This window comes from Pseudomonas sp. JS425 (genome assembly GCF_018223845.1).
Taxonomy (GTDB): Bacteria; Pseudomonadota; Gammaproteobacteria; order Pseudomonadales; family Pseudomonadaceae; genus Aquipseudomonas; species Aquipseudomonas asiatica.
This window is the reverse complement of sequence record NZ_CP073661.1, coordinates 4,614,783-4,634,139: the sequence shown is the minus strand read 5'-3', so window position 1 is coordinate 4,634,139 and position 19,357 is coordinate 4,614,783. Positions and strand designations below refer to the sequence as shown.

Genomic DNA, 19,357 nt, shown 5'->3' with positions numbered 1-19,357 from the left:
GCGGCTTTAGCCGCGAACACCGGCGCAGCCGGTGCCATGCACCGCGTTGGATTCTTCGCGGCTAAAGCCGCTCCCACAGGTACAACGAAGATCTCACGATCTGCGTGACCTCTGTGGGAGCTGGCTTGCAGGCGATGGGCTGCGAAGCAGCCCCGGCAATATCAAGCCTCGCTCATGTCTTCCAGCCGACGCGGCACAGGCTCTTGCGATACACGCCCGCTCAACCCCGCCCGCATGTCGTTGCCACTCGGCTGCTGATACAGGCTCAAGCCAAACTCCGGCAACACCGCCAGCAGGTAGTCGAAGATATCCCCCTGAATCCGCTCGTAATCCGCCCACACCGTGGTGGTGGTAAAGCAGTAGATCTCCAGCGGCACGCCCTCGGCGGTGGTCTGCATCTGCCGCACTATGCAGGTCATGTTCGGGTGCACGTTGGGATGATTCTTCAGATAGGCCAGGGCAAACGCTCGGAAGGTGCCGATGTTGGTGAGCTTGCGGCGATTGGCCGACAGCTCGGCCACCGGCCCCATGGCCTCGTTCCAGCGCTGCAGCTCCTGGCGCTTGCCGGCCAGGTAGTCGGCCAGCAAGTGCACCTGGCTCAGCCGCTGTTCTTCCTCGCGAGTCAGGAACCGCACGCCGGCCGCGTCGATGAACAGGCTGCGCTTGATGCGTCGGCCACCGGACTGCTGCATGCCGCGGTAGTTGCGGAACGACTCGCTCATCAGGCGCCAGGTGGGGATGGAGACAATGGTCTTGTCGAAGTTTTGCACTTTCACGGTGTGCAGGGTGATGTCCACCACATCGCCATCGGCGCCCACCTGGGGCATTTCGATCCAGTCGCCCACGTGCAGCATGTCGTTGCTGGTCAGCTGCACACTGGCGACGAACGACAGCAGGGTGTCCTTGTACACCAACAGCAGCACCGCCGACATGGCACCCAGACCCGACAGCAGCAACAGTGGCGAGCGGTCGATCAGGGTGGCGACGATGACGATGGAGGCGAAGATCCACAGCATCATCTTGGCCAGTTGCACGTAACCCTTGATCGAGCGGGTGCGGGCGTGTTCGGTGCGGGCGTAGATGTCGAGCAGGGCATCCAGCAGGCACGACAACGCCATGGTCATGAACAGCAGGGTAAAGGCCAGGGCGACATTGCCGAGGAAGTGCTGGGCGGTGTCGGACAGCTCGGGCACCAGTTTCAGGCCGAACTGCAGCACCAGTGACGGCGTGGTCTGTGCCAGGCGGTGGAAAACCTTGTTGTTGCGCAGGTCGTCCAGCCACTTCAGCGCTGGCTGGCGGGCGAGCAGGCGGGCGCCGTGCAACACCAGGAAGCGTGCCAGGCGGCCGATGACCAGGGAAACCAGCAGCAGCACCGCCAGGCCGATGGCCGCGTGCAGCATCGGATGTTGGTCAAGGGTGCCCCACAGGTCGAGGGAGTCACGCCAGATTCGTTGGATATCCATGGGCTTGCGTACAGTCTTTGTTGCCAAACGAAGCGCCATTAGAGCGCGGATGGCGACAAAGTTGCCAAAAGAAATTCGGCTAAGGCGGCAGAAAACGTTACCCTATGCAACTGAATTTTCCGCACTTGCCTGAGGTTACCTCCGTGTTCTCCCAATTCGCCCTGCATGAACGCCTGCTTAAAGCCGTGGCCGAGCTTAACTTTGTCGAGCCAACCCCGGTGCAGGCCGCGGCCATCCCCCTGGCCCTGCAAGGGCGTGACCTGCGCGTGACCGCGCAGACCGGCAGCGGCAAGACCGCGGCCTTCGTGCTGCCGCTGCTCAACCGCCTGGTCGACCTGCGCGAACGCCGCGTCGAGATCCGCGCGCTGATCCTGCTGCCGACCCGTGAGCTGGCCCAGCAGACCCTCAAGCAGGTACAGCTGTTCTCGCAGTTCACCTACATCAAGTCGGGCCTGGTTACCGGCGGTGAAGACTTCAAGGAACAGGCCGCCATGCTGCGCAAGGTGCCGGACGTGCTGATCGGCACCCCGGGCCGCCTGCTCGAGCAGCTCAATGCCGGCAACCTCGACCTGTCCCACGTGCAGGTGCTGATCCTCGACGAAGCCGACCGCATGCTCGACATGGGCTTTGCCGAGGACATGGAGCGCCTGTGCAAGGAGTGCGAGAACCGCCAGCAGACCCTGCTGTTCTCCGCCACCACCGGTGGTGCGGCCCTGCGCGACATCATCGGCAAGGTGCTGAAAGACCCAGAGCACCTGATGCTCAACAGCGTCTCGCAGTTGGCCGAAGGCACCCGCCAGCAGATCATCACCGCCGACCACGACCAGCACAAAGAGCAGATCGTGCAGTGGCTGCTGGCCAACGAAACCTTCGACAAGGCGATCATCTTCACCAACACCCGCGCGCTGGCCGACCGCATCTACGGCCACCTGGTGGCCAAGGACGTGAAGGCCTTCGTGCTGCACGGCGAGAAGGACCAGAAGGACCGCAAGCTGGCCCTGGACCGCTTCAAGCAGGGCAGCTCCAAGGTGCTGGTGGCTACCGACGTTGCGGCCCGTGGCCTGGACATCGACGGCCTGGACCTGGTGATCAACTTCGACATGCCGCGCAGCGGTGACGAGTACGTGCACCGCGTGGGCCGTACCGGCCGTGCCGGTGGCGAAGGCCTGGCGATCTCGCTGATCACCCACAACGACTGGAACCTGATGTCGAGCATCGAGCGCTACCTCAAGCAGCAGTTCGAGCGCCGGGTGATCAAGGAAGTGAAGGGCACCTACAACGGGCCTAAGAAGGTCAAGGCCTCGGGCAAGGCGGCTGGCAGCAAGAAGAAAAAGGTCGAGAAGAAGACCGGTGACAAGAAGGCGGCCGCCAAGCGCAAGCCAACCGCCAAGCCGAAGGCCAATGCACCGCTGGCCAGCGCTGACGGCCTGGCGCCGCTGAAGAAGCGCAGGCCTGCGGCTGAGTAACGCTCGGTAACGGTGTTAGCTTCTTCGCGGGTGAACCCGCTCCCACAGCGACCCCACAGGCTTCCAGGCCTGTGCGATCCCTGTGGGAGCGGGTTTACCCGCGAAGAGGCCAGCACAGGCGACCACTATTCAGCCTTTTTCTCCGCCTCTTTCAACTCCTTGATCCGCTTGTCGATCAGCTGACACTTGTCGGGCAAATCCTTGCTCGCCGTCCCCAGCTCCATCCCTTGAAGTTCGTCATTGATCTCCTTGGCCTTCTGCGGGTTCTGCTCGGTCAACTGGGTGACCAACCCGGCCAGCTCTTCGCGTTTCTGCGTTGCTTCTTCCGGTGTGCAGGCCCAGGCGGGCAGGGCGCAGGACAGGGCAGTGGCACAGGCAATGGGCAGCAGCAGTTTCATCCTTCCTACCTCCGGCGGTGGTGATGCCCGGTGGAGGCATGTGCCTGGCCGTTAGTTCAGCGCCTTCGACCGGTGGCACTTCATGGTCAGCCTGTCCCCAGCTGGGCATCTGACCTAGCCTTGTGAGCCATTTGGCCAGGCCACTTCCCTCCAGGTTGTAATCCCTTTCCCAAAACCTCCTGAAGCTATTGAAGAGTGTGCGATCGCTCCCTAGCTTTGGCCTGGATCAGGAGGTGTCGTATGTACAGGTGTAAATACGGACCAAATGGGAGGCCAGACATTATGACCAAAGCATCGAAAACTGACTGGAGTCGCCTGGCTCGACAGGACGACCAGGCTATTGATACCTCGGATATTCCTGAGCTGGATGAAAATTTCTTCCGCGAGGCTGAGCTGCGTGTTCCAGCCAAGCAGACGGTGACCATTCGCCTCGATTCCGATGTCCTCGCCTGGTTCAAAGAGCAGGGTAGCGGCTACCAGACCCGGATCAACCAGTTGCTGCGCCAGTACATGCAAGCGCAAAAACGCCAGCGCTGAGATATTTCGGAACGCCGGGCAACCTCGGCAGGTCCCAACCTGTGTACCCCTTCCGTCCACAGCAGGAGCCCGTAGCCATGAGCATCGCCTACGACTGGGACCTGATCGAGCGTTTGCTGCACGAGGTGCAGAACGGCGCCGGTCACAGCTTCACGCCACGCCCCTATGCCGAGCAGCACGCTGCGGCACTGGCTGCCAAGGGGGAGCCGGTGGGCGACCTGGACCACCTGAAAACCCGTGCCTGCGAGTACGAGAGGCTGTTGTTCGAGCGTGGTTTCATCGAAACCCGACCCGAAGAAGATGGTGGTAATGGCGAGAATTTCGTGCTGACCGAACGAGGCTCGCGGTTGATGAGCCTGATCGACAGCACCATCCCCGGCTTCGAGCACCCGCGCCAGGTGCTGGACGAGCAGGAGGATGCGCTGGATGAAACCACCTTCGAGCAGGTGTCGGCGAAGGCACAGATCGCCTGAGGTCGTTTTGAGGCTGGCAAGGGTGGCCATGGAAACCCGATAATCGGTAGTTCCTGAATAACTGCCGAGCCCTCGCCCATGCCAATGACCATCGCAGAGGCCCGCTCATGAGCGCGGCCCGCAAGAACCCTGACGCCTTTGCCTTCCAGGTGATGCTGGGGCTGTGCCTGATCTGGGGCTGCCAGCAGGTCCTGATCAAGACTGCTGCCATCGATATCGCGCCGGTGATGCAGGCGGCCCTGCGCAACGGCATCGCCGCCGTGCTGGTGGGCCTGATGCTGTGCTGGCGCGGGGGCTGGGAGCAGGTCGGCAGCACCTGGCGTGCCGGGGTGGTGGCGGGCGGATTGTTCGGCCTGGAGTTCCTGTTCATTGCCGAGGGGCTGAAGCTGACGTCGGCGGCGCACATGTCGGTGTTTCTCTATACAGCGCCGGTGTTTACCGCGTTGGGCCTGCATTTCAGGCTGCCCAGCGAACGCCTGCGGCTGCTGCAATGGCTTGGGATCCTGCTGGCGTTCGGCGGCATTGCCATGGCGTTTGCCGGCGGTATGTCGTTCGAGCACATGGATGGCCGCACTCTGCTGGGGGATGCCTTTGGCGTGATCGCCGGGCTGGCCTGGGGGGCGACTACGGTGGTGGTGCGCTGCTCGCGGCTGTCGGAAGCACCGGCGACCCTGACCCTGTTCTATCAGCTGGCGGTGGGCTTTGCCGGCTTGCTGCTGATTGCCTTGCTCAGCGGCCAGATCGGCGCGGTGACGCTGACGCCGCTGGCGATGGGCAGCGTGCTGTTCCAGGGGATTGTGGTGTCGTTCATCAGCTACCTGACCTGGTTCTGGTTGCTGCGCAAATACCTGGCGTCGAACCTGGCAGTGTTCTCGTTCATCACCCCGCTGTTCGGGGTGACCTTTGGCGTGTTGTTGCTGGATGAGCCGCTTAGCCTGAACTTTGTGGTTGGCGCGTTGATGGTGCTGCTGGGGGTGGTGCTGGTGAGTGCCGAGCCTTGGGTGAAGCAGCAGTTGCGTAAGTTTGTGGGGTGAGTTCTAGCCTGTTACGGCCTCTTCGCGGGTAAACCCGCTCCCACAGGGGCCGCACAATCTTCAAGGCCTGTGCAGTACCTGTGGGAGCGGGTTTACCCGCGAAGAGGCCGGCACAGGCAGCTACGATTCAGGATGCAGCCTTGGCCTGACAGGCGTTGGCCTGCTGTGCAGCGCTGCCAAACAGCACCAGCCCCCCAGCCACCACCAACCCACCCGCGGCCACCATCAGCGCCGGCTGCAGCCCGCCGCTGTAATGGCTGCTGACCGCTGCCAGCAGCGGCCCGCTCAACTGCCCCAGGGCAAAGCAGGCTGTCAGCAGCCCGGCATTGCGCTGCGTGGCATGCGGCGCCAGCTCCCGCGAACGTTGCATCACCAGCTGCATGCAGGCCAGGAACGGCCCGCCACACAGCATCACGCCCAACGCCAGCCCGACACCTCCGCCCATCAGGCAGGCCAGCACACCCAGCCCCTGCAGCCACAGGGTGGCGGTGAGCCAGGTCGCGGTTCGGCCGCCACGCCGCAGGCTCACGAGCAGAACCCCCAGCGCCGCCGCCAGGCCGAATGCCGGCCAGAACAGGTCTGCGAGCCACTGCCCGTGGAACTGCTGGTTGGCCATCTGCGACAGGAAGGTGGCCGGCAGGATGTAACCTACGCCATACAGCGCATATACCAGCCCCAGGCGACCGATGCCGACACTGCGGGTCGGGCCCAGGTGTGTAGCGGGCGATACCGGCGCGGCTTGCAGCGCCCTGGGCAGCCAAGGCCGCACCGCCAGCAGCATCACCAGCGCGGCCACGGCATAGATCAGCCACAGTGCTGCCGAGCCGAGCCCCCACAAATGCGCCACCAGCGCCAACAAACCAGTCAGCGCAATGCCCAGGCCGGGCCCCGCGAACACCAGGGCGCCCAGGCGCTGGCGGTTGTCGGCATTGGCCACCTGTTGGCTGAGGCTGGTTATCATCACCAGCACCCAGGCGCTGGCCACGCCGGTGCCGAAGCGCAGCAGCAGGTGGCTCCAGAACCCGTCTGCGGCCCATGAGGCCAGGGTCAGCAGTACGCACAGCCACAGCCCACCGTGCAGGCGCAGGCGCACCTGGCCCGGCGAGCGGGCGAACATGGCATCGACCGCGCCGATGAAGTAACCCAGGTAGTTGGCCGCGGCCACCAGCCCGGCGACCGTCAGGTCGAACTGGCCTTCGGCGATCAGTTGCGGCAGCTGCGGGGTCAGGGCGAAACGGCCGATGCCCATGGCCATCATCAGCGCCACGGCGCTGGCCAGCAGTTGAATGAGTGGCGACATGACAAGTCTCCTGCGCGGATGTAAGCGATGGCTGGCAGGTTAGGTCGGTTTCTTTTTCAATAGAATTGAATAATGATGATCAAGTTGTTCTGTTTTGGAGAATGCCGTGGAATTCAGCCAACTGCGTATCTTCCAGGCCGTGGCCGAGGAAGGTTCGGTCACCCGCGCCGCAGAGCGCCTGCATCGGGTGCCGTCGAACCTGTCGACGCGCTTGCGCCAGCTCGAAGAGCAACTGGGTGTCGAGCTGTTCCTGCGCGAGCGCCAGCGCCTGCAGCTGTCGCCCGCGGGCAAGGTGCTGCTGGATTACGCCAACCGCCTGTCAGCCTTGCGCGACGAGGCGCTGGCCGCCGTGCGGGGCGGCCAACCGGCCGGGGACTTCGTGCTGGGGACCATGTACAGCACGGCGGCGACCCATTTGCCGGGGTTGCTGGCGCGTTATCATCAGGCCTACCCGGCGGTTAACTTGCAGGTGCGTGCGGCGCCCAGTGGTGAGTTGCTGGAAGGCCTGCTCAACCACACCTTGGACGCGGCCCTGGTGGATGGGCCACCGAGCCTGGCCGGGCTGGATGGCGTGCCGCTTTGCGATGAGCAGTTGGTGCTGATCACCAGCCCCGAGCACCCGGCGGTACACACTGCCAAGGATGTGGCCGGCAAGGCGGTGTTCACCTTCCGCCAGGGCTGCTCGTACCGCATGCGCCTGGAGGCCTGGTATGCCCATGCCCATACGCCCATGGGCCGGGTGATGGAGATCGAGTCGTACCAGAGCATGCTGGCCTGCGTGATCGCCGGCGCGGGTGTGGCGATGATGGCCAGGTCGATGCTCGACAGTCTGCTCGGGCGCGACCGGGTGCGGGTGCACCACCTGCAGGCACCGTTCGATCAGGCGGTCACCTGGTTGATGTGGCCCCAGGGCATGCGCGGGGCAAATTTGCAGGCCTGGATCGACCTGCAACAAAGCGAAACGATTAACCAGTCGTCGGAATGCGCCGTTACGGCTTGATCCGTATCAAAATGGCCCGTATCTGTAGCTTTAGAGGCATGCGTAATACAGGACATAGGGCTATGATCTGTATGAAACATCGCAGGATTGAATTGCCGTGAGGCTGACCCGTCAAGGGGGCATTATGAATAAACCACTGTCCAACTGGCTCCATGACCTGGCTGTCGCCTTGGGGCTGATTCCACCACCCTTGCAGCCGGTGCCGATCCCGACTGATGAAGAGCAGCGCAAACGCCAACCGCGTCGTCGCTGATACAGACAAAGGCCGCTGCACCTGGGTGGGTGCAGCGGCCTTTTTGTGTCTGCCAGTTGTGTGTTGCCTGTACCGCCTCTTCGCGGGCTTGCCCGCTCCCACAGGTAACCCACAGCACTCGAGGCCTGTGATATTCCTGTAGGAGCGGGTTTACCCGCGAAAGGGCCAGTACAGGCAACCGGGACCTATCAGGCCAGCTTAACCGCCGCTACCGATTTACGCGACATCAGGCTGACCACCACAAAGCTGACCAGACCAACTGCCAGGCTGTAGTAGATCGGCGTATTGGCCTCCAGCCCATCCTTGAACATGAACAGCAGCGCGGTGGCAAAGCCCAGCGACATGCTGGCGATAGCCCCGGCGGTGGTAGCGCGCTTCCAGAAGATCGCCCCGATCAGCGGGATCAGCATACCGCCGACCAGCAGGTTGTAGGCCAGGGTCAGGGCGTTGATCACATCGTTCACCACCAGCGCAATGCCCAGCACCACCAGGCCGGTGAGCAGGGTGAACAGGCGGCTGACGCCCAGGCTCGACGCCTTGCCGCCACGCAGCTTGGGCAGCAGGTCTTCGGTCAGGGTGGTGGACGCAGCCAGCAGGCCGGCGCTGGCGGTGGACATCATGGCGGCCAGCGCCGCTGCCATCAGCAGGCCACGGATGCCATCCGGCAGCGTGGTCTTGATCATCTCGGCAAAGGCATTATTCGGGTTGGCCAGGTCGGGCATCAGCACATGCGCAGCCATGCCGATCGCGGCGCAGGCCAGGCCGTACAGTATGCAGTACACACCGGCGGTGGTGCCGGCACGCTGGCAGACCTTCTCATCACGGGCAGTGAACACCCGCTGCCAGATGTCCTGGCCGATGAGGATGCCGAAGAAGTAGATCAGGAAGTAGGTGATGATGGTGTCCCAGCCAATGGTGGTCAGCTGGAAGCTGGCCGCCGGCAGCTTGGCCACCAAGGTGTCCCAGCCACCGGCCTTGTACAGGCACACCGGCAGCAGGATGAACATCAGGCCGACTGTCTTGATCACGAACTGGACGATGTCGGTCAGCGTCAGCGACCACATGCCACCAATGGTCGAGTACAGCACCACCACACCACCGCCCAGCAGCAGCGAGGCCCAGAACGGCAGGTCGAGCAGCACCTGCAATACGGTGGCCATGGCCAGGGTCGAGGTGACGCCGATCATCAGTGCGTAGGCCAGCATGATCACGGCGCTGGCCTGGCGTGCGGCCGGGTTGTAGCGCTGTTCCAGCACCTGGGTCACGGTGAAGATGCGCAGGCGCAGCAAGGGTTTGGCCAGCAACAGGTTGAGGGCGATGATGCCCAGGCCCAGGGCTGCGCACAGCCAGAAGCCGGAGATGCCGTGGACGTAGCCCAGGCGTACGGTGCCGACGGTGGAAGCGCCACCGAGTACGGTGGTGGCCATGGTGCCCATGTACAGGACCGGGCCGAGGTTGCGCCCGGCCACCAGGTAGTCCTCATGGGTTTTCGCGCGCCGCATGCCGTACCAGCCAAGCCCGAGCATGCCGGCGGTATAGATCATTACAACAATGATGTCCAAGGCCATTGGGGGTCTCCCGATTATCTTTATTATGGCGAGATCGACCACGCGGGCGGGTTCACGGCGCCCGGCGGTCTTGTCGTGTTGTTGGCGGGCCTCTGTGGCCCTCCCTCATGGCTCCTGCCGGGGTATAGCGGTATTAACGACGCACTACGCCCGGTAGCACGCAGAGCATCTCGAACAGCAGGTTGGCACCGAGCAGCGAGGTGTTGCCGGTGGTGTCGTAAGGCGGGGAGACTTCGACGAGGTCACAGCCGATCAGGTCCAGGCCGTGGCAGCCGCGAATGATCTCCATCGCCTGGATGGTGGTCAAGCCGCCGATTTCCGGGGTGCCGGTACCGGGAGCCCAGGCCGGGTCGATGCCATCGATGTCGAACGACAGGTACACCGGACCACCGCCGACCTTTTCGCGCACTTCGGCCATCAGCGGTTCCAGCGACTTGTGCCAGCACTCTTCGGCCTGGACCACACGGAAGCCCTGGCGGCGGCTCCAGTTGAAGTCATCGGCGGTGTAGCCCTGGGCGCGCAGGCCGATCTGCACCACGCGCTCGCAATCGAGCAGGCCTTCTTCCACGGCACGACGGAAGGTGGTGCCATGGGCGATCTTCTCGCCGAACATGTGATCGTTGACGTCGGCGTGGGCATCGATGTGCACCAGGCCGATCTTGCCGTGCTTCTTGTGCAGCGCGCGCAGGATCGGCAGGGTGATGGTGTGGTCGCCACCCAGGGTCAGCGGGATGATGTTGTGCTCGAGGATCTCGTCATACGCTTCTTCGATGATGCGCACGGCGTCCAGCAGGTTGAAGGTGTTGATCGCCACGTCACCGATGTCGGCCACCGACAGCGAGTCGAACGGTGCAGCTCCCGTGGCCATGTTGTACGGGCGGATCATCACCGATTCGGCGCGGATCTGACGCGGGCCGAAACGGGTGCCGGAGCGCAGCGAAGTACCGATGTCCAGTGGCACGCCGATGAAGGCGGCGTCCAGGCCTTGGGCACTTTGCAGGTGGGGGAGACGGAGCATGGTGGCGATGCCGCCGAAACGCGGCATTTCGTTGCCGCCCAGTGGTTGGTGGAGGATCTTGTCCACGGTGGGCCTCATCAGTCGGTCGATTGTTCTGTTTGTTCGAACCTGTGCCGCCGCGCGCCTTCCAGGTGTGGTCTTGCCGGCGGGCAGGGACATTTCGGCCAAGTCTGCTGAAGGTAGTGCCGGGGAAAAATCGCTACCGGCAAATACTTAGTTCAGGAATTTCTGAACTAAAGGCGGCAGAGCGGTTAGACTGCGCGCTAATACCCCCTGCGGAACCGTTGCACCATGGCCTCGACCTTGCCCGACCTGAAACTGCTGCGCATCTTCGTCAGCGTGGTGCGCCACCAGGGCTTTGCCAATGCCCAGCGCGAGCTGAACCTGTCGACCTCGGCCATCAGCACCTACATGAGCCAGCTGGAAGGTGCCCTGGGGATCGTGCTGTGCCATCGTGGCCGTGGTGGCTTCAGCCTGACCAGCAAGGGCGAGCTGTTCCATCAGGAAACCCTGCGCCTGCTGGCCGAGCTGGACGGCTTCGAACAGTACGCCGCCGCCCTCAAGGGCGAGTTGCGTGGCACCCTCAACCTGGGGGTGATCGACTCCACGGTCGGTGACAGGGCCTTGCCGCTGGCCGAAGCCATCGGCGCCTACAGCCAGGAACACCCGGCGGTACACCTTCACTTGTCGGTATCCAGCCCTTACGAGCTGCAACTGGGCGTGCAGGACAACCGTCTGGACCTGGCGATCGGGGCGTTCTCCTCGCGCATGAGCGGGCTGCTCTACCAGCCGCTGTACCGTGAGCAGCACTGGCTGTACTGCAGCAGCCGCCACCCGTTGTATGCCGAACGGCGCATCCCCGAGCAGGTGGTGACCCAGCAGCGCATGGTCGGGCGTGGCTACTGGAGCCAGGCCGAACTGGCCCGGCATGGCTTCAAGCACAGCGCGGCGACGGTGGAGAGCATGGAGGCGCAGTTGATCCTGATTCTGTCCGGGGCCTACATCGGCTACCTGCCCGAGCACTATGCCCAGGCCTGGGTCGACAAGGGCGACTTGCGCGTGCTGTCGCCGTCGACCTTCGGCTACCAGGCACCGTTCTCGCTGATCATTCGCCGCGGGCGCAGCCGCGAGCCATTGATCCAGACCTTCCGCGACCTCCTCAAAAGCCAGCTCAACGTGGGCTGAAGCCCGGCATATGCTGTATTTCGTCGGCACCCGTTAAATTGTTGGTGCTGTCGACCGACAACATAATGGCGTCCTGCTATATATCAAATTTGCGTGTGCTGCTGTCTACCTCCCTTTCATCCTGCAAGGATTGCCCAAGATGCGCATGAATTTGCCCGTCACTGAGCACGAAAGAACCTTTCCCAACGATCAACGCCTGATTTCCACCACTGACCTCAACAGCCGCATCACCTACTGCAACGACGCTTTCGTGGCGATCAGCGGGTTCACCTACGACGAGCTGGTCGGCCAACCCCACAACCTGGTGCGCCACCCGGACATGCCGCCGGCAGTGTTCGGCCACATGTGGGAAACCATCAAGCAAGGCAAACCGTGGATGGGGGTCGTCAAGAACCGGGCAAAGAACGGTGATTACTACTGGGTCAGCGCCTACGTCACGGCCATCTATGAGCAGGGCCGCATCAGTGGTTACGAGTCGGTGCGCTCGGTGCCCACTCGCGAGCAGATCCGTCGCGCCGAGGCGTTGTATGCGCGCCTGCGGGCCGGCCGCACACCGGTGCCGTGGGCGGCCCGCCTGCTGCATGGCCTGGGCCACGGTTGGCCATTGATAAGTGCGGGCCTGCTGTCGGCGGCGGGCTACCTGTGGCTACCGCCCTACGCGGCGCTCGGGGTGCTGATGGCCAGCCTGCTGCTGGCCTGGTATCTGGTCGAGCACCGGCAGAACCAGGCGGTCCGCCGCACGCTGGCCGAGCATCCCAAGGCCTTCACCAGCCCGCTGGTGGCACTGACCTACAGTGATAACCCAGGCCTGCAAGGCCAGCTGGATCTTGCCATCATCAGTGAAGAAGCACGCCTGCAAACGGCCTTGACCCGCCTGGTGGATGCCGGGGTCGGGGTGAAGTCGCGGGCAGCGCAGTCGTCCGACTTGTCCGATGCCCAGGCACAGATGCTCGACCGCCAGCGCAACGAGACCGACCAGTCCGCCGCCGCCATCGCGCAGATGGCGGCGACCATCCAGCAGGTTACCCACAACGTGCAGAGCACGGCGCACGCAGCGGGCGATGCCGACCAGCTGGCGCAACAGGGCAGCGAGCTGGCGATGCAGAGCCTGCAAGCCATGGGCAGCATGAGCAATGCGGTCAACGACATCGGCCAGGCGGTCAATGCCCTGGCCGAGCAGACCCAGTCGATCGGCAGCGTGGTCGATGTGATTACCTCGATCGCCGAGCAGACCAACCTGCTGGCTCTCAACGCAGCCATCGAGGCGGCGCGTGCCGGCGAACAGGGGCGCGGGTTTGCCGTGGTGGCCGACGAGGTGCGTTCGCTGGCCCAGCGCACCCGTGCCTCGACCGAGGAGATCCACCAGATCATCGCCTCGTTGCGCGCCGGGGCAGAGCGCGCGGTCAGCACCGCCAGCCGCGGCGAACAGATCTCGCGGGACAGCGTGCACAGTGTAGAGGCGGTGCAGGCAGCGTTGAGCGGGATTGCCCAGGCGGTCAGCCGCATCACCGGCATGAGCCAGCAGATGGCGACGGCGTCGGAGCAGCAGAGCCATGTGGCCGAGGACATCAACCAGCAGATCGTGCGCATAGCTCACCTGTGCGACCAGAGTGCCGGGCAGGCCAGGCAGGGCGCGGAAATCAGCCAGGACCTGGAACGCATGGCGGAATACCTGCATAGCCTGGCAGAGCGGTTCAACCGTTGAGATCGCCGGGGCCGCTTTGCGGCCCTTTCGCCGGCAAGCCAGCTCCCACAGGTATTGCACAAGGCCCAGGTCTGTGGTGATCCTGTGGGAGCTGGCTTGCCGGCGAATGGCCCGCAAAGCGGGCCCCGGTTCTGTGGCAAACTGTTCCCGCCAAGGAGAACCCCATGCCCAGACCCCGCTGCGAGCGCTGCCAGCGCCCGCTCGACCATTGCCTCTGTTCACTGATCCCTGCGCTCGACAGCCGTACCCGCGTCATCCTGCTGCAGCACCCCAGTGAAACCGCCCATGCCCTGAATACCGCCCGCTTGGCCGCCCTTGGCCTGAACAACGCCGAGTTGCGGGTAGGCGAGGTGTTCGAGGACTTGAACGAATTGCTGGCGACTTCCGGTTACCGGCCGGCCCTGCTGTTCCCGGGCGGCGACGCCCAGGAGTTGGTTGCCTATGGCGAGACGGACGACAAACCCTTGCTGTTGATCGTGCCCGACGGCACCTGGCGCAAGGCGCGCAAGCTGCTCTACCTGAACCCGTTGCTGGAGGCGTTGCCGCGAGTCACCCTGGGGGCTGTCGCGCCTTCACGCTACCGCTTGCGCAAGGCGCCGGAGGCGGGGGCGTTATCGACTATCGAGGCGGTGGTGGGAGCGCTGAACGCGTTGGAGCAGCCTGCCTGTTTCGATGCGCTGCTGGCACCGTTCGAGGCGTTGATCGAGGGGCAGATCAGGGCCATGGGTTTGGAGACGTTCCAGCGTAACCATGGTAGTGAGTGAGGGCAGGGGGCCGCAAAGCGGCCCCGGCTATCTCGAACCCGATCAACGCATATCAGGCAAACGCGCCTCGGTGCGTACTTCGGTGGTAGCCAGCGCTTCCGGCGGCAGCGAAATACGTTGCTTGGTCAACAGCTCGCCCATGGTCGCCAGCACGCGGTAGCGCGAGAACTCCTCGGTATAACGCACCTCGGTGTAGCGACGATCGGCGTTGTACAGCTCGTTTTCACTGTCCAGCACGTCAAGCAGGGTGCGCTGACCCAGGCCGAACTGGTCCTGATAGGCGGCACGCACGCGCTTGGTGGTCTCGGCGTATTCACGCGCAGTCGGCAGCTGCTTGCTGGCGTTGTTCATGGCGTTCCACGCCAGGCTCAGGTTTTCGGTCAGCTCACGCAGGGCGTTGTTGCGGATGTCCAGGGCCTGGTTGATCTTGTGCGCGTCGGACTGCAGGCGAGCCTTGTCGCTGCCACCGCGGAACAGGTTGTAGTTCATCTCCACGCCGGCTTGCCAGTCGTTATTGTTGTGGCCTTTCTCGCCACCGGTGTTGTTGTTGGCACCGGTAGCCAGAATGGCGTCGAAGCGTGGGTAGAAGGTCGACTTGGCCACTTCGTATTGCTGCTCGGCAGCATTGACGTCAGCCTGCGCAGACTTGATGTACGGGTTGTTCTGACGCATGCCGTCGCGGGCTTCATCGAGGGTGCCAGGCACCTCGCCCTTGATGGACTGCGGGCTTTCCAGCTCGTCCGGCATGCGGCCGACGACGCTGAAGAAGTTGGCCTCGGCATCGGCCAGGTCGACTTCGGCGGTGTCCAGGTTGTTTTCCGCCAGGGCGCGACGTGCGCGGGACTGGTCAAGGTCGGCGGTGCTGCCGACGCCGCGCTCGCTGCGCAAGCCGATCTGGTCGTTGACGCGCAGGTGGGCTTGCAGGTTGTTCTTGGCCAGAGTCACCAGTTCACGGCGCTTGAGCACTTCCAGGTACACCTCGACTGCGCGCAGAGCGACATCCTGGGCAACGGCCTGGGTGTAGTAGGCGCGGGAGGTGGAGACCGCTTCGGTGCGGCCCACTTCATTCGAGGTGTTGAAGCCGTCGAAGATCATCTGCCGCAGGCGCAGCTCGGACTGGGTGTAGTTGAGGGTTTCCTTGTTGTGGTTGCCCTCGGCACGAGTCGTGGTGTTGTCAGAACGCTGGCGGCCATAGCCGGCAACCAGATCCACGGAAGGGTAGTAGCCACCACGCGCAAACTTCACATCTTCATCGGCAGACAGCTTGCTGTTGCGGTTGGAGCTGACCTGCGGGTGGTAGTCCACGGCGCTCTGGACAGCCTCTGTGATCGACATCGCCTGTACGTTGGCACTCGCCAGGGCCAACAATAATGCACTGGTGATGGGGTTCAAAACGCGCATGGTACATCTCCCTGATCTTGGAATTGATCCTGCTAATCGCCAAAAAAATGACGATAAAGTTATTTCATATAGTGTTGCAGGTTTTTAATAACACAGCTAAGTACATTCAACGCGATAGACAAGAAGATTTATTCATAAAAAATTGCCATAACATAAATAAATCATCTAACAGGCTCGCAGATGAACACTGGAAATGGCGGCGAAAAACTCCATTAAGGCCAATGAATACAGGGCTTTAACCGAGTTCCAGAATCATTTCGGCTAAGGGAAGCACGAATTAGGCGAAAGTGATATTTGGCGACAAAATATTGTCACTTTGGCTTGTGCAGGGTTTTCTGTCTGAGGATATACAGGCTTACCAGGACGGCACTGGACAACATGAAGATACGTGCCCAGAACAGGGGCACCAGATAGCACGACAGACCGATGCTGGCCCACATCAGGCCGATGGCGTAGACCTTGCCCTTGAGGGGGATGCCTTCACCACTGAGGTAGTCACGGATCCATGGCCCGAGCTTGGGGTGATGGACCAGCCAGTGGTGAAAGCGCGGCGAGCTGCGGGCAAAGCAGGCAGCCGCCAATAGCAGGAACGGGGTGGTGGGCAATACCGGCAGGAATATCCCCAACACCCCCAACGCGACGCTGAGCCAGCCGGTGGCCAGCAGCAGGTAGCGCACAGGCGACTTAGTGGTGACGTGGCTTGAGCAGTGCCGGCTTTTCGTCAGGGGCATGCAGCAGCAGGAACAGCGCTGTCAGTGCTTCGGGGATCTGTACGATCATGTCGTCCTGCAGGTTAGCGTTGCTGGCGATGTCGGCGAACTCCGGCTGTTCGTCGAACAGGCCCGAGCCGACCATGATTGGCAGCAGCATCTCGCTGACTTCTTCCTCGGCGTTCTCGAACCAGGCCTCTTCACGCAGGAATACGCCTTCCATGAAGCCGATGCACCAGCCGCGCAGGTCGGAATCGTCTGGCTCTTCGGTCAGGTCGAGGTCGCACGGCAGCTCGAATTCGTCGTCGCTGGCCAGCTGGCGGGCGATGTGCGCTTTCAGCGCCACCAGGGTGGCCTCGATCTCGGTGCGCTGAGCGTCGCTGGCGTAGTGCGGCTCTTCGGCGAACAGGGCGTCGATCCATTCGCGCTCGGGCACTTCCTCGGCATTGATCGACAGGGCGGTGAGGTAGCCGTGGGCGGCGACATAGTCCAGCGCTTCTTCGTGCAGCTCGTCGGCGTCGAGGAAGGCTTGCAGGCGGGTCAGTTGCTCGGCGAAGGACATTACAGGGCTACCTTGGGGAATAAACGATAACGAATTCTAGCACCTTGCGACGGCAGCGGGGTAAAGGGAACGTCTATCGCCGTGGTGCCCTGCGCGGGGCGGTGCTGCGGTATACTCCGCGATTTTTCATCCAGGGGCAGGATTTGCCGGCCGCCTGGCAAAAACCGCTTACGCATTTGGCGTGTGCGGGGCGGGTTTTTCGTCCAGCCTGTATCCGGGATGGTACGGCGATTTGTGGAGTTGCACATGCTCGAACAGGCTCAGCGCGTTCTCAAGGACGTCTTTGGCTACGACAGTTTCCGCGGGCGCCAGGCAGCGATCATCGACTGCGTGGCCAATGGCGGTGATGCCCTGGTGCTGATGCCCACCGGCGGCGGCAAGTCGTTGTGTTTCCAGGTACCGGGGCTGCTGCGTCCGGGCCTGACAGTGGTGGTCTCGCCGCTGATCGCGCTGATGGATGACCAGGTCGCCACGCTCGACGAACTGGGTGTGCCGGCCGCCGCGCTGAACTCCACGCTGACCCCGGAGCAGCAGCGTGACCTGGCCGGGCGCCTGCGCCGTGGCGAAGTGAAGATGCTGTACCTGGCGCCGGAACGCCTGGTGCAGCCGCGCATGCTCGACTTCCTGCGCGACCTGGATATCTCGCTGTTCGCCATCGACGAGGCCCACTGCGTGTCGCAATGGGGCCACGATTTCCGCCCCGAATACCTGCAACTGGGCCAGTTGGCCGAGCTGTTCCCGCATGTGCCGCGCATAGCGCTGACCGCCACCGCCGACATGCGCACCCGTGAAGAGATCGTCCAGCGCCTGCACCTGCAAGGCGCCGAACGCTTCCTGTCGAGTTTCGACCGGCCCAACATCTTCTACCGCATCGTGCCCAAGGAGGCGCCGCGCAAGCAGCTGATGGCTTTCCTCGGCGAGCGCCGCGGCAACGCCGGTATCGTTTATTGCCTGTCACGCAAGAAGGTCGACGAAACCGCTGCCTTCCTCTGTGACCAGGGCTTCCCGGCGCTGCCGTATCATGCCGGCCTGGCAGCCGAGACGCGCGCGGCCAACCAGCACCGTTTCCTCAACGAGGAAGGGCTGATCATGGTCGCCACCATTGCCTTCGGCATGGGCATCGACAAGCCGAACGTGCGTTTTGTTGCCCACCTTGACCTGCCCAAGTCGCTCGAGGCGTACTACCAGGAGACCGGCCGTGCCGGCCGTGACGGGCTGCCGTCCGATGCCTGGATGGCCTACGGGCTGCAGGACATGGTCATGCTCAAGCAGATGCTGCAGAACTCCGAAGGTGACGAGCGCCACAAGCGCATCGAGCAGCACAAGCTCGACGCCATGCTGGCCCTGTGCGAAGAAACCCGCTGCCGCCGCCAGTCACTGCTGGCCTATTTCGACGAAACCCTCGAGCAACCGTGCGGGCACTGTGACAACTGTGTCGACCAGGTGCAGACCTGGGATGCCACCGAGCCTGCCCGTCAGGCGCTGTCGGCGGTGTTCCGCACCGGCCAGCGCTACGGCGTCGGGCACCTGGTCGACGTGCTGCTGGGCAAGGACACCGAAAAGGTGCGCAATTTCGGCCACGAAAAACTCTCGGTTTTTGGCGTCGGCAAGGGGCTGGCCGAGGTCGAGTGGCGTTCGCTGTTCCGTCAGCTGGTGGCGCGCGGCCTGGTCGATATCGACCTGGAAGGCTACGGTGGCCTGCGCCTGTCCGACAGCTGCCGGCCGCTGCTGCGGGGCGAGGTGACCTTGCAGCTGCGCCGTGACCTCAAGCCGCAGACCACCGCCAGGACCTCGTCGTCCAGTGGCGGCAGCCCGGCCAGCCAGCTGGTGCGTGCCGAAGAGCGCGAGCTGTGGGAAGCACTGCGTACCCTGCGGCGCAAGCTGGCCGAGGAGCACAGCGTGCCGCCCTATGTCATCTTCCCCGACTCGACGCTGCTGGAGATGCTGCGTAGCCAGCCGGTCAGCCTCAGCGACATGGCCCAGGTCAGCGGCGTGGGCGCGCGCAAGCTGGAGCGTTATGGCCAGGCCTTCCTCGAGGTGCTGAACAATAGCGGTGGCACTGACGAAGCACCGAAAGTAGTGCTCGACCTGCGCCACGAACTGGTCAGCCTGGCACGCGCCGGCATGACCCCGGCGCAGATCGCCGGCCAGCTCAACTGCAGCGAGAAGAACGTCTACAGCCTGCTGGCCGAGGCGCTGGGGCGCCAGGAACTGAGCCTGGAACAGGCCCTGGACCTCCCGCAAGACCTGTTGATGGAAGTGCAGGATGCCTTCCTCGATGGCGAGGGCGAGCTGCCACCGGTGTCTGCGATTGCGCCGCTGTTCGGGGGACGGGTGCCGGAGGGCGTGCTGTACTGCGTGCGGGCTGCGCTGGCGGCCGAGTTCGAGCTGTAAGTGGTGACAGGATCGGAGGCAGAACTGCCATCTGCTGACCTTTGTCATGTTTTTTGACGATTATCGAACATTCCAGAGTGCCCGAGCCTTGCCTCGTGGGACGGGCCATGGTTAGCTGCCTAATAA

Annotated in this window: 18 protein-coding genes; 10 read left to right on the top strand and 8 right to left on the bottom strand. The window is 63.3% G+C overall.

Going from position 1 to position 19,357, the window contains the following annotated elements:
• Positions 1 to 161: 161 nt before the first annotated feature.
• A complete protein-coding gene (locus KDB76_RS21485) occupies positions 162 to 1,463 on the bottom strand; it encodes a mechanosensitive ion channel family protein (protein ID WP_024087553.1) in 1,302 nt (433 codons plus the stop codon).
• 104 nt (positions 1,464 to 1,567) lie between these two features.
• On the opposite strand from KDB76_RS21485, the gene KDB76_RS21480 reads away from it, so the two are divergent.
• A complete protein-coding gene (locus KDB76_RS21480) occupies positions 1,568 to 2,929 on the top strand; it encodes a DEAD/DEAH box helicase (RefSeq protein ID WP_038410073.1) in 1,362 nt (453 codons plus the stop codon).
• A gap of 125 nt (positions 2,930 to 3,054) precedes the next feature.
• On the opposite strand, the gene KDB76_RS21475 is transcribed toward KDB76_RS21480, so the two are convergent.
• Positions 3,055 to 3,327 carry a hypothetical protein gene (locus KDB76_RS21475; protein ID WP_013973700.1) on the bottom strand — a complete coding sequence of 91 codons (273 nt, stop codon included), beginning with the start codon at positions 3,325 to 3,327 and terminating at the stop codon, positions 3,055 to 3,057.
• 282 nt (positions 3,328 to 3,609) lie between these two features.
• Between KDB76_RS21475 and KDB76_RS21470 the strand changes: the two genes are divergently transcribed.
• The 3 genes from KDB76_RS21470 to KDB76_RS21460 all read left to right on the top strand — a co-directional run bounded on the left by KDB76_RS21470 (position 3,610) and on the right by KDB76_RS21460 (position 5,371).
• A complete protein-coding gene (locus KDB76_RS21470) occupies positions 3,610 to 3,864 on the top strand; it encodes a BrnA antitoxin family protein (RefSeq protein ID WP_013973699.1) in 255 nt (84 codons plus the stop codon).
• Positions 3,865 to 3,941: 77 nt separating this feature from the next.
• Positions 3,942 to 4,337: a hypothetical protein gene (locus tag KDB76_RS21465; RefSeq protein WP_038410072.1), complete on the top strand. Its 396-nt coding sequence runs from the start codon at positions 3,942 to 3,944 to the stop codon at positions 4,335 to 4,337.
• A 107-nt stretch (positions 4,338 to 4,444) separates the two neighbouring features.
• Complete coding sequence (locus tag KDB76_RS21460; RefSeq protein WP_013973697.1) at positions 4,445 to 5,371, top strand: DMT family transporter; 927 nt, start codon at positions 4,445 to 4,447, stop codon at positions 5,369 to 5,371.
• A gap of 127 nt (positions 5,372 to 5,498) precedes the next feature.
• On the opposite strand, the gene KDB76_RS21455 is transcribed toward KDB76_RS21460, so the two are convergent.
• Positions 5,499 to 6,671 (bottom strand): MFS transporter, encoded by a 1,173-nt coding sequence (locus tag KDB76_RS21455; RefSeq protein WP_013973696.1) that lies wholly within the window; start codon positions 6,669 to 6,671, stop codon positions 5,499 to 5,501.
• 106 nt (positions 6,672 to 6,777) lie between these two features.
• Here KDB76_RS21455 and KDB76_RS21450 point away from each other — a divergent pair, with 106 nt between their 5' ends.
• Positions 6,778 to 7,671 carry a LysR family transcriptional regulator gene (locus tag KDB76_RS21450; protein ID WP_038410071.1) on the top strand — a complete coding sequence of 298 codons (894 nt, stop codon included), beginning with the start codon at positions 6,778 to 6,780 and terminating at the stop codon, positions 7,669 to 7,671.
• A 124-nt stretch (positions 7,672 to 7,795) separates the two neighbouring features.
• Entirely contained in the window at positions 7,796 to 7,924 is a 129-nt protein-coding gene (locus tag KDB76_RS30095; protein ID WP_009683677.1) for a PA1414 family protein, read from the top strand.
• 188 nt (positions 7,925 to 8,112) lie between these two features.
• Here KDB76_RS30095 and KDB76_RS21445 read toward each other — a convergent pair whose 3' ends face one another.
• Together KDB76_RS21445 and speB are read right to left on the bottom strand one after the other, a co-directional pair.
• Positions 8,113 to 9,492, bottom strand: coding sequence for a sodium:solute symporter (locus tag KDB76_RS21445; RefSeq protein ID WP_013973694.1), 1,380 nt, complete (start codon positions 9,490 to 9,492; stop codon positions 8,113 to 8,115).
• Between the two features lie 133 nt (positions 9,493 to 9,625).
• Positions 9,626 to 10,576, bottom strand: a complete 951-nt coding sequence (speB, locus tag KDB76_RS21440; protein ID WP_013973693.1) for an agmatinase — start codon at positions 10,574 to 10,576, stop codon at positions 9,626 to 9,628.
• Between the two features lie 225 nt (positions 10,577 to 10,801).
• Between speB and KDB76_RS21435 the strand changes: the two genes are divergently transcribed.
• From KDB76_RS21435 to KDB76_RS21425, 3 genes are all read left to right on the top strand, one after another.
• On the top strand, positions 10,802 to 11,695 hold the full coding sequence (locus tag KDB76_RS21435) for a LysR family transcriptional regulator (protein ID WP_013973692.1): 894 nt from the start codon (positions 10,802 to 10,804) through the stop codon (positions 11,693 to 11,695).
• Between the two features lie 139 nt (positions 11,696 to 11,834).
• Positions 11,835 to 13,400, top strand: coding sequence for a PAS domain-containing methyl-accepting chemotaxis protein (locus tag KDB76_RS21430; RefSeq protein WP_013973691.1), 1,566 nt, complete (start codon positions 11,835 to 11,837; stop codon positions 13,398 to 13,400).
• Between the two features lie 164 nt (positions 13,401 to 13,564).
• Positions 13,565 to 14,164: a DTW domain-containing protein gene (locus KDB76_RS21425; protein WP_013973690.1), complete on the top strand. Its 600-nt coding sequence runs from the start codon at positions 13,565 to 13,567 to the stop codon at positions 14,162 to 14,164.
• A gap of 42 nt (positions 14,165 to 14,206) precedes the next feature.
• Here KDB76_RS21425 and KDB76_RS21420 read toward each other — a convergent pair whose 3' ends face one another.
• The 3 genes from KDB76_RS21420 to KDB76_RS21410 all read right to left on the bottom strand — a co-directional run bounded on the left by KDB76_RS21420 (position 14,207) and on the right by KDB76_RS21410 (position 16,837).
• Complete coding sequence (locus KDB76_RS21420) at positions 14,207 to 15,565, bottom strand: TolC family outer membrane protein (RefSeq protein WP_024087551.1); 1,359 nt, start codon at positions 15,563 to 15,565, stop codon at positions 14,207 to 14,209.
• Positions 15,566 to 15,876: 311 nt separating this feature from the next.
• Positions 15,877 to 16,296, bottom strand: a complete 420-nt coding sequence (locus tag KDB76_RS21415; RefSeq protein WP_162097110.1) for a YbaN family protein — start codon at positions 16,294 to 16,296, stop codon at positions 15,877 to 15,879.
• Complete coding sequence (locus KDB76_RS21410; protein WP_013973687.1) at positions 16,250 to 16,837, bottom strand: YecA family protein; 588 nt, start codon at positions 16,835 to 16,837, stop codon at positions 16,250 to 16,252. The genes KDB76_RS21415 and KDB76_RS21410 overlap by 47 nt, the downstream gene beginning before the upstream one ends.
• Before the next feature lie 246 nt (positions 16,838 to 17,083).
• Here KDB76_RS21410 and recQ point away from each other — a divergent pair, with 246 nt between their 5' ends.
• Positions 17,084 to 19,231, top strand: coding sequence for a DNA helicase RecQ (gene recQ / locus KDB76_RS21405; RefSeq protein WP_023662314.1), 2,148 nt, complete (start codon positions 17,084 to 17,086; stop codon positions 19,229 to 19,231).
• Positions 19,232 to 19,357 lie beyond the last annotated feature (126 nt).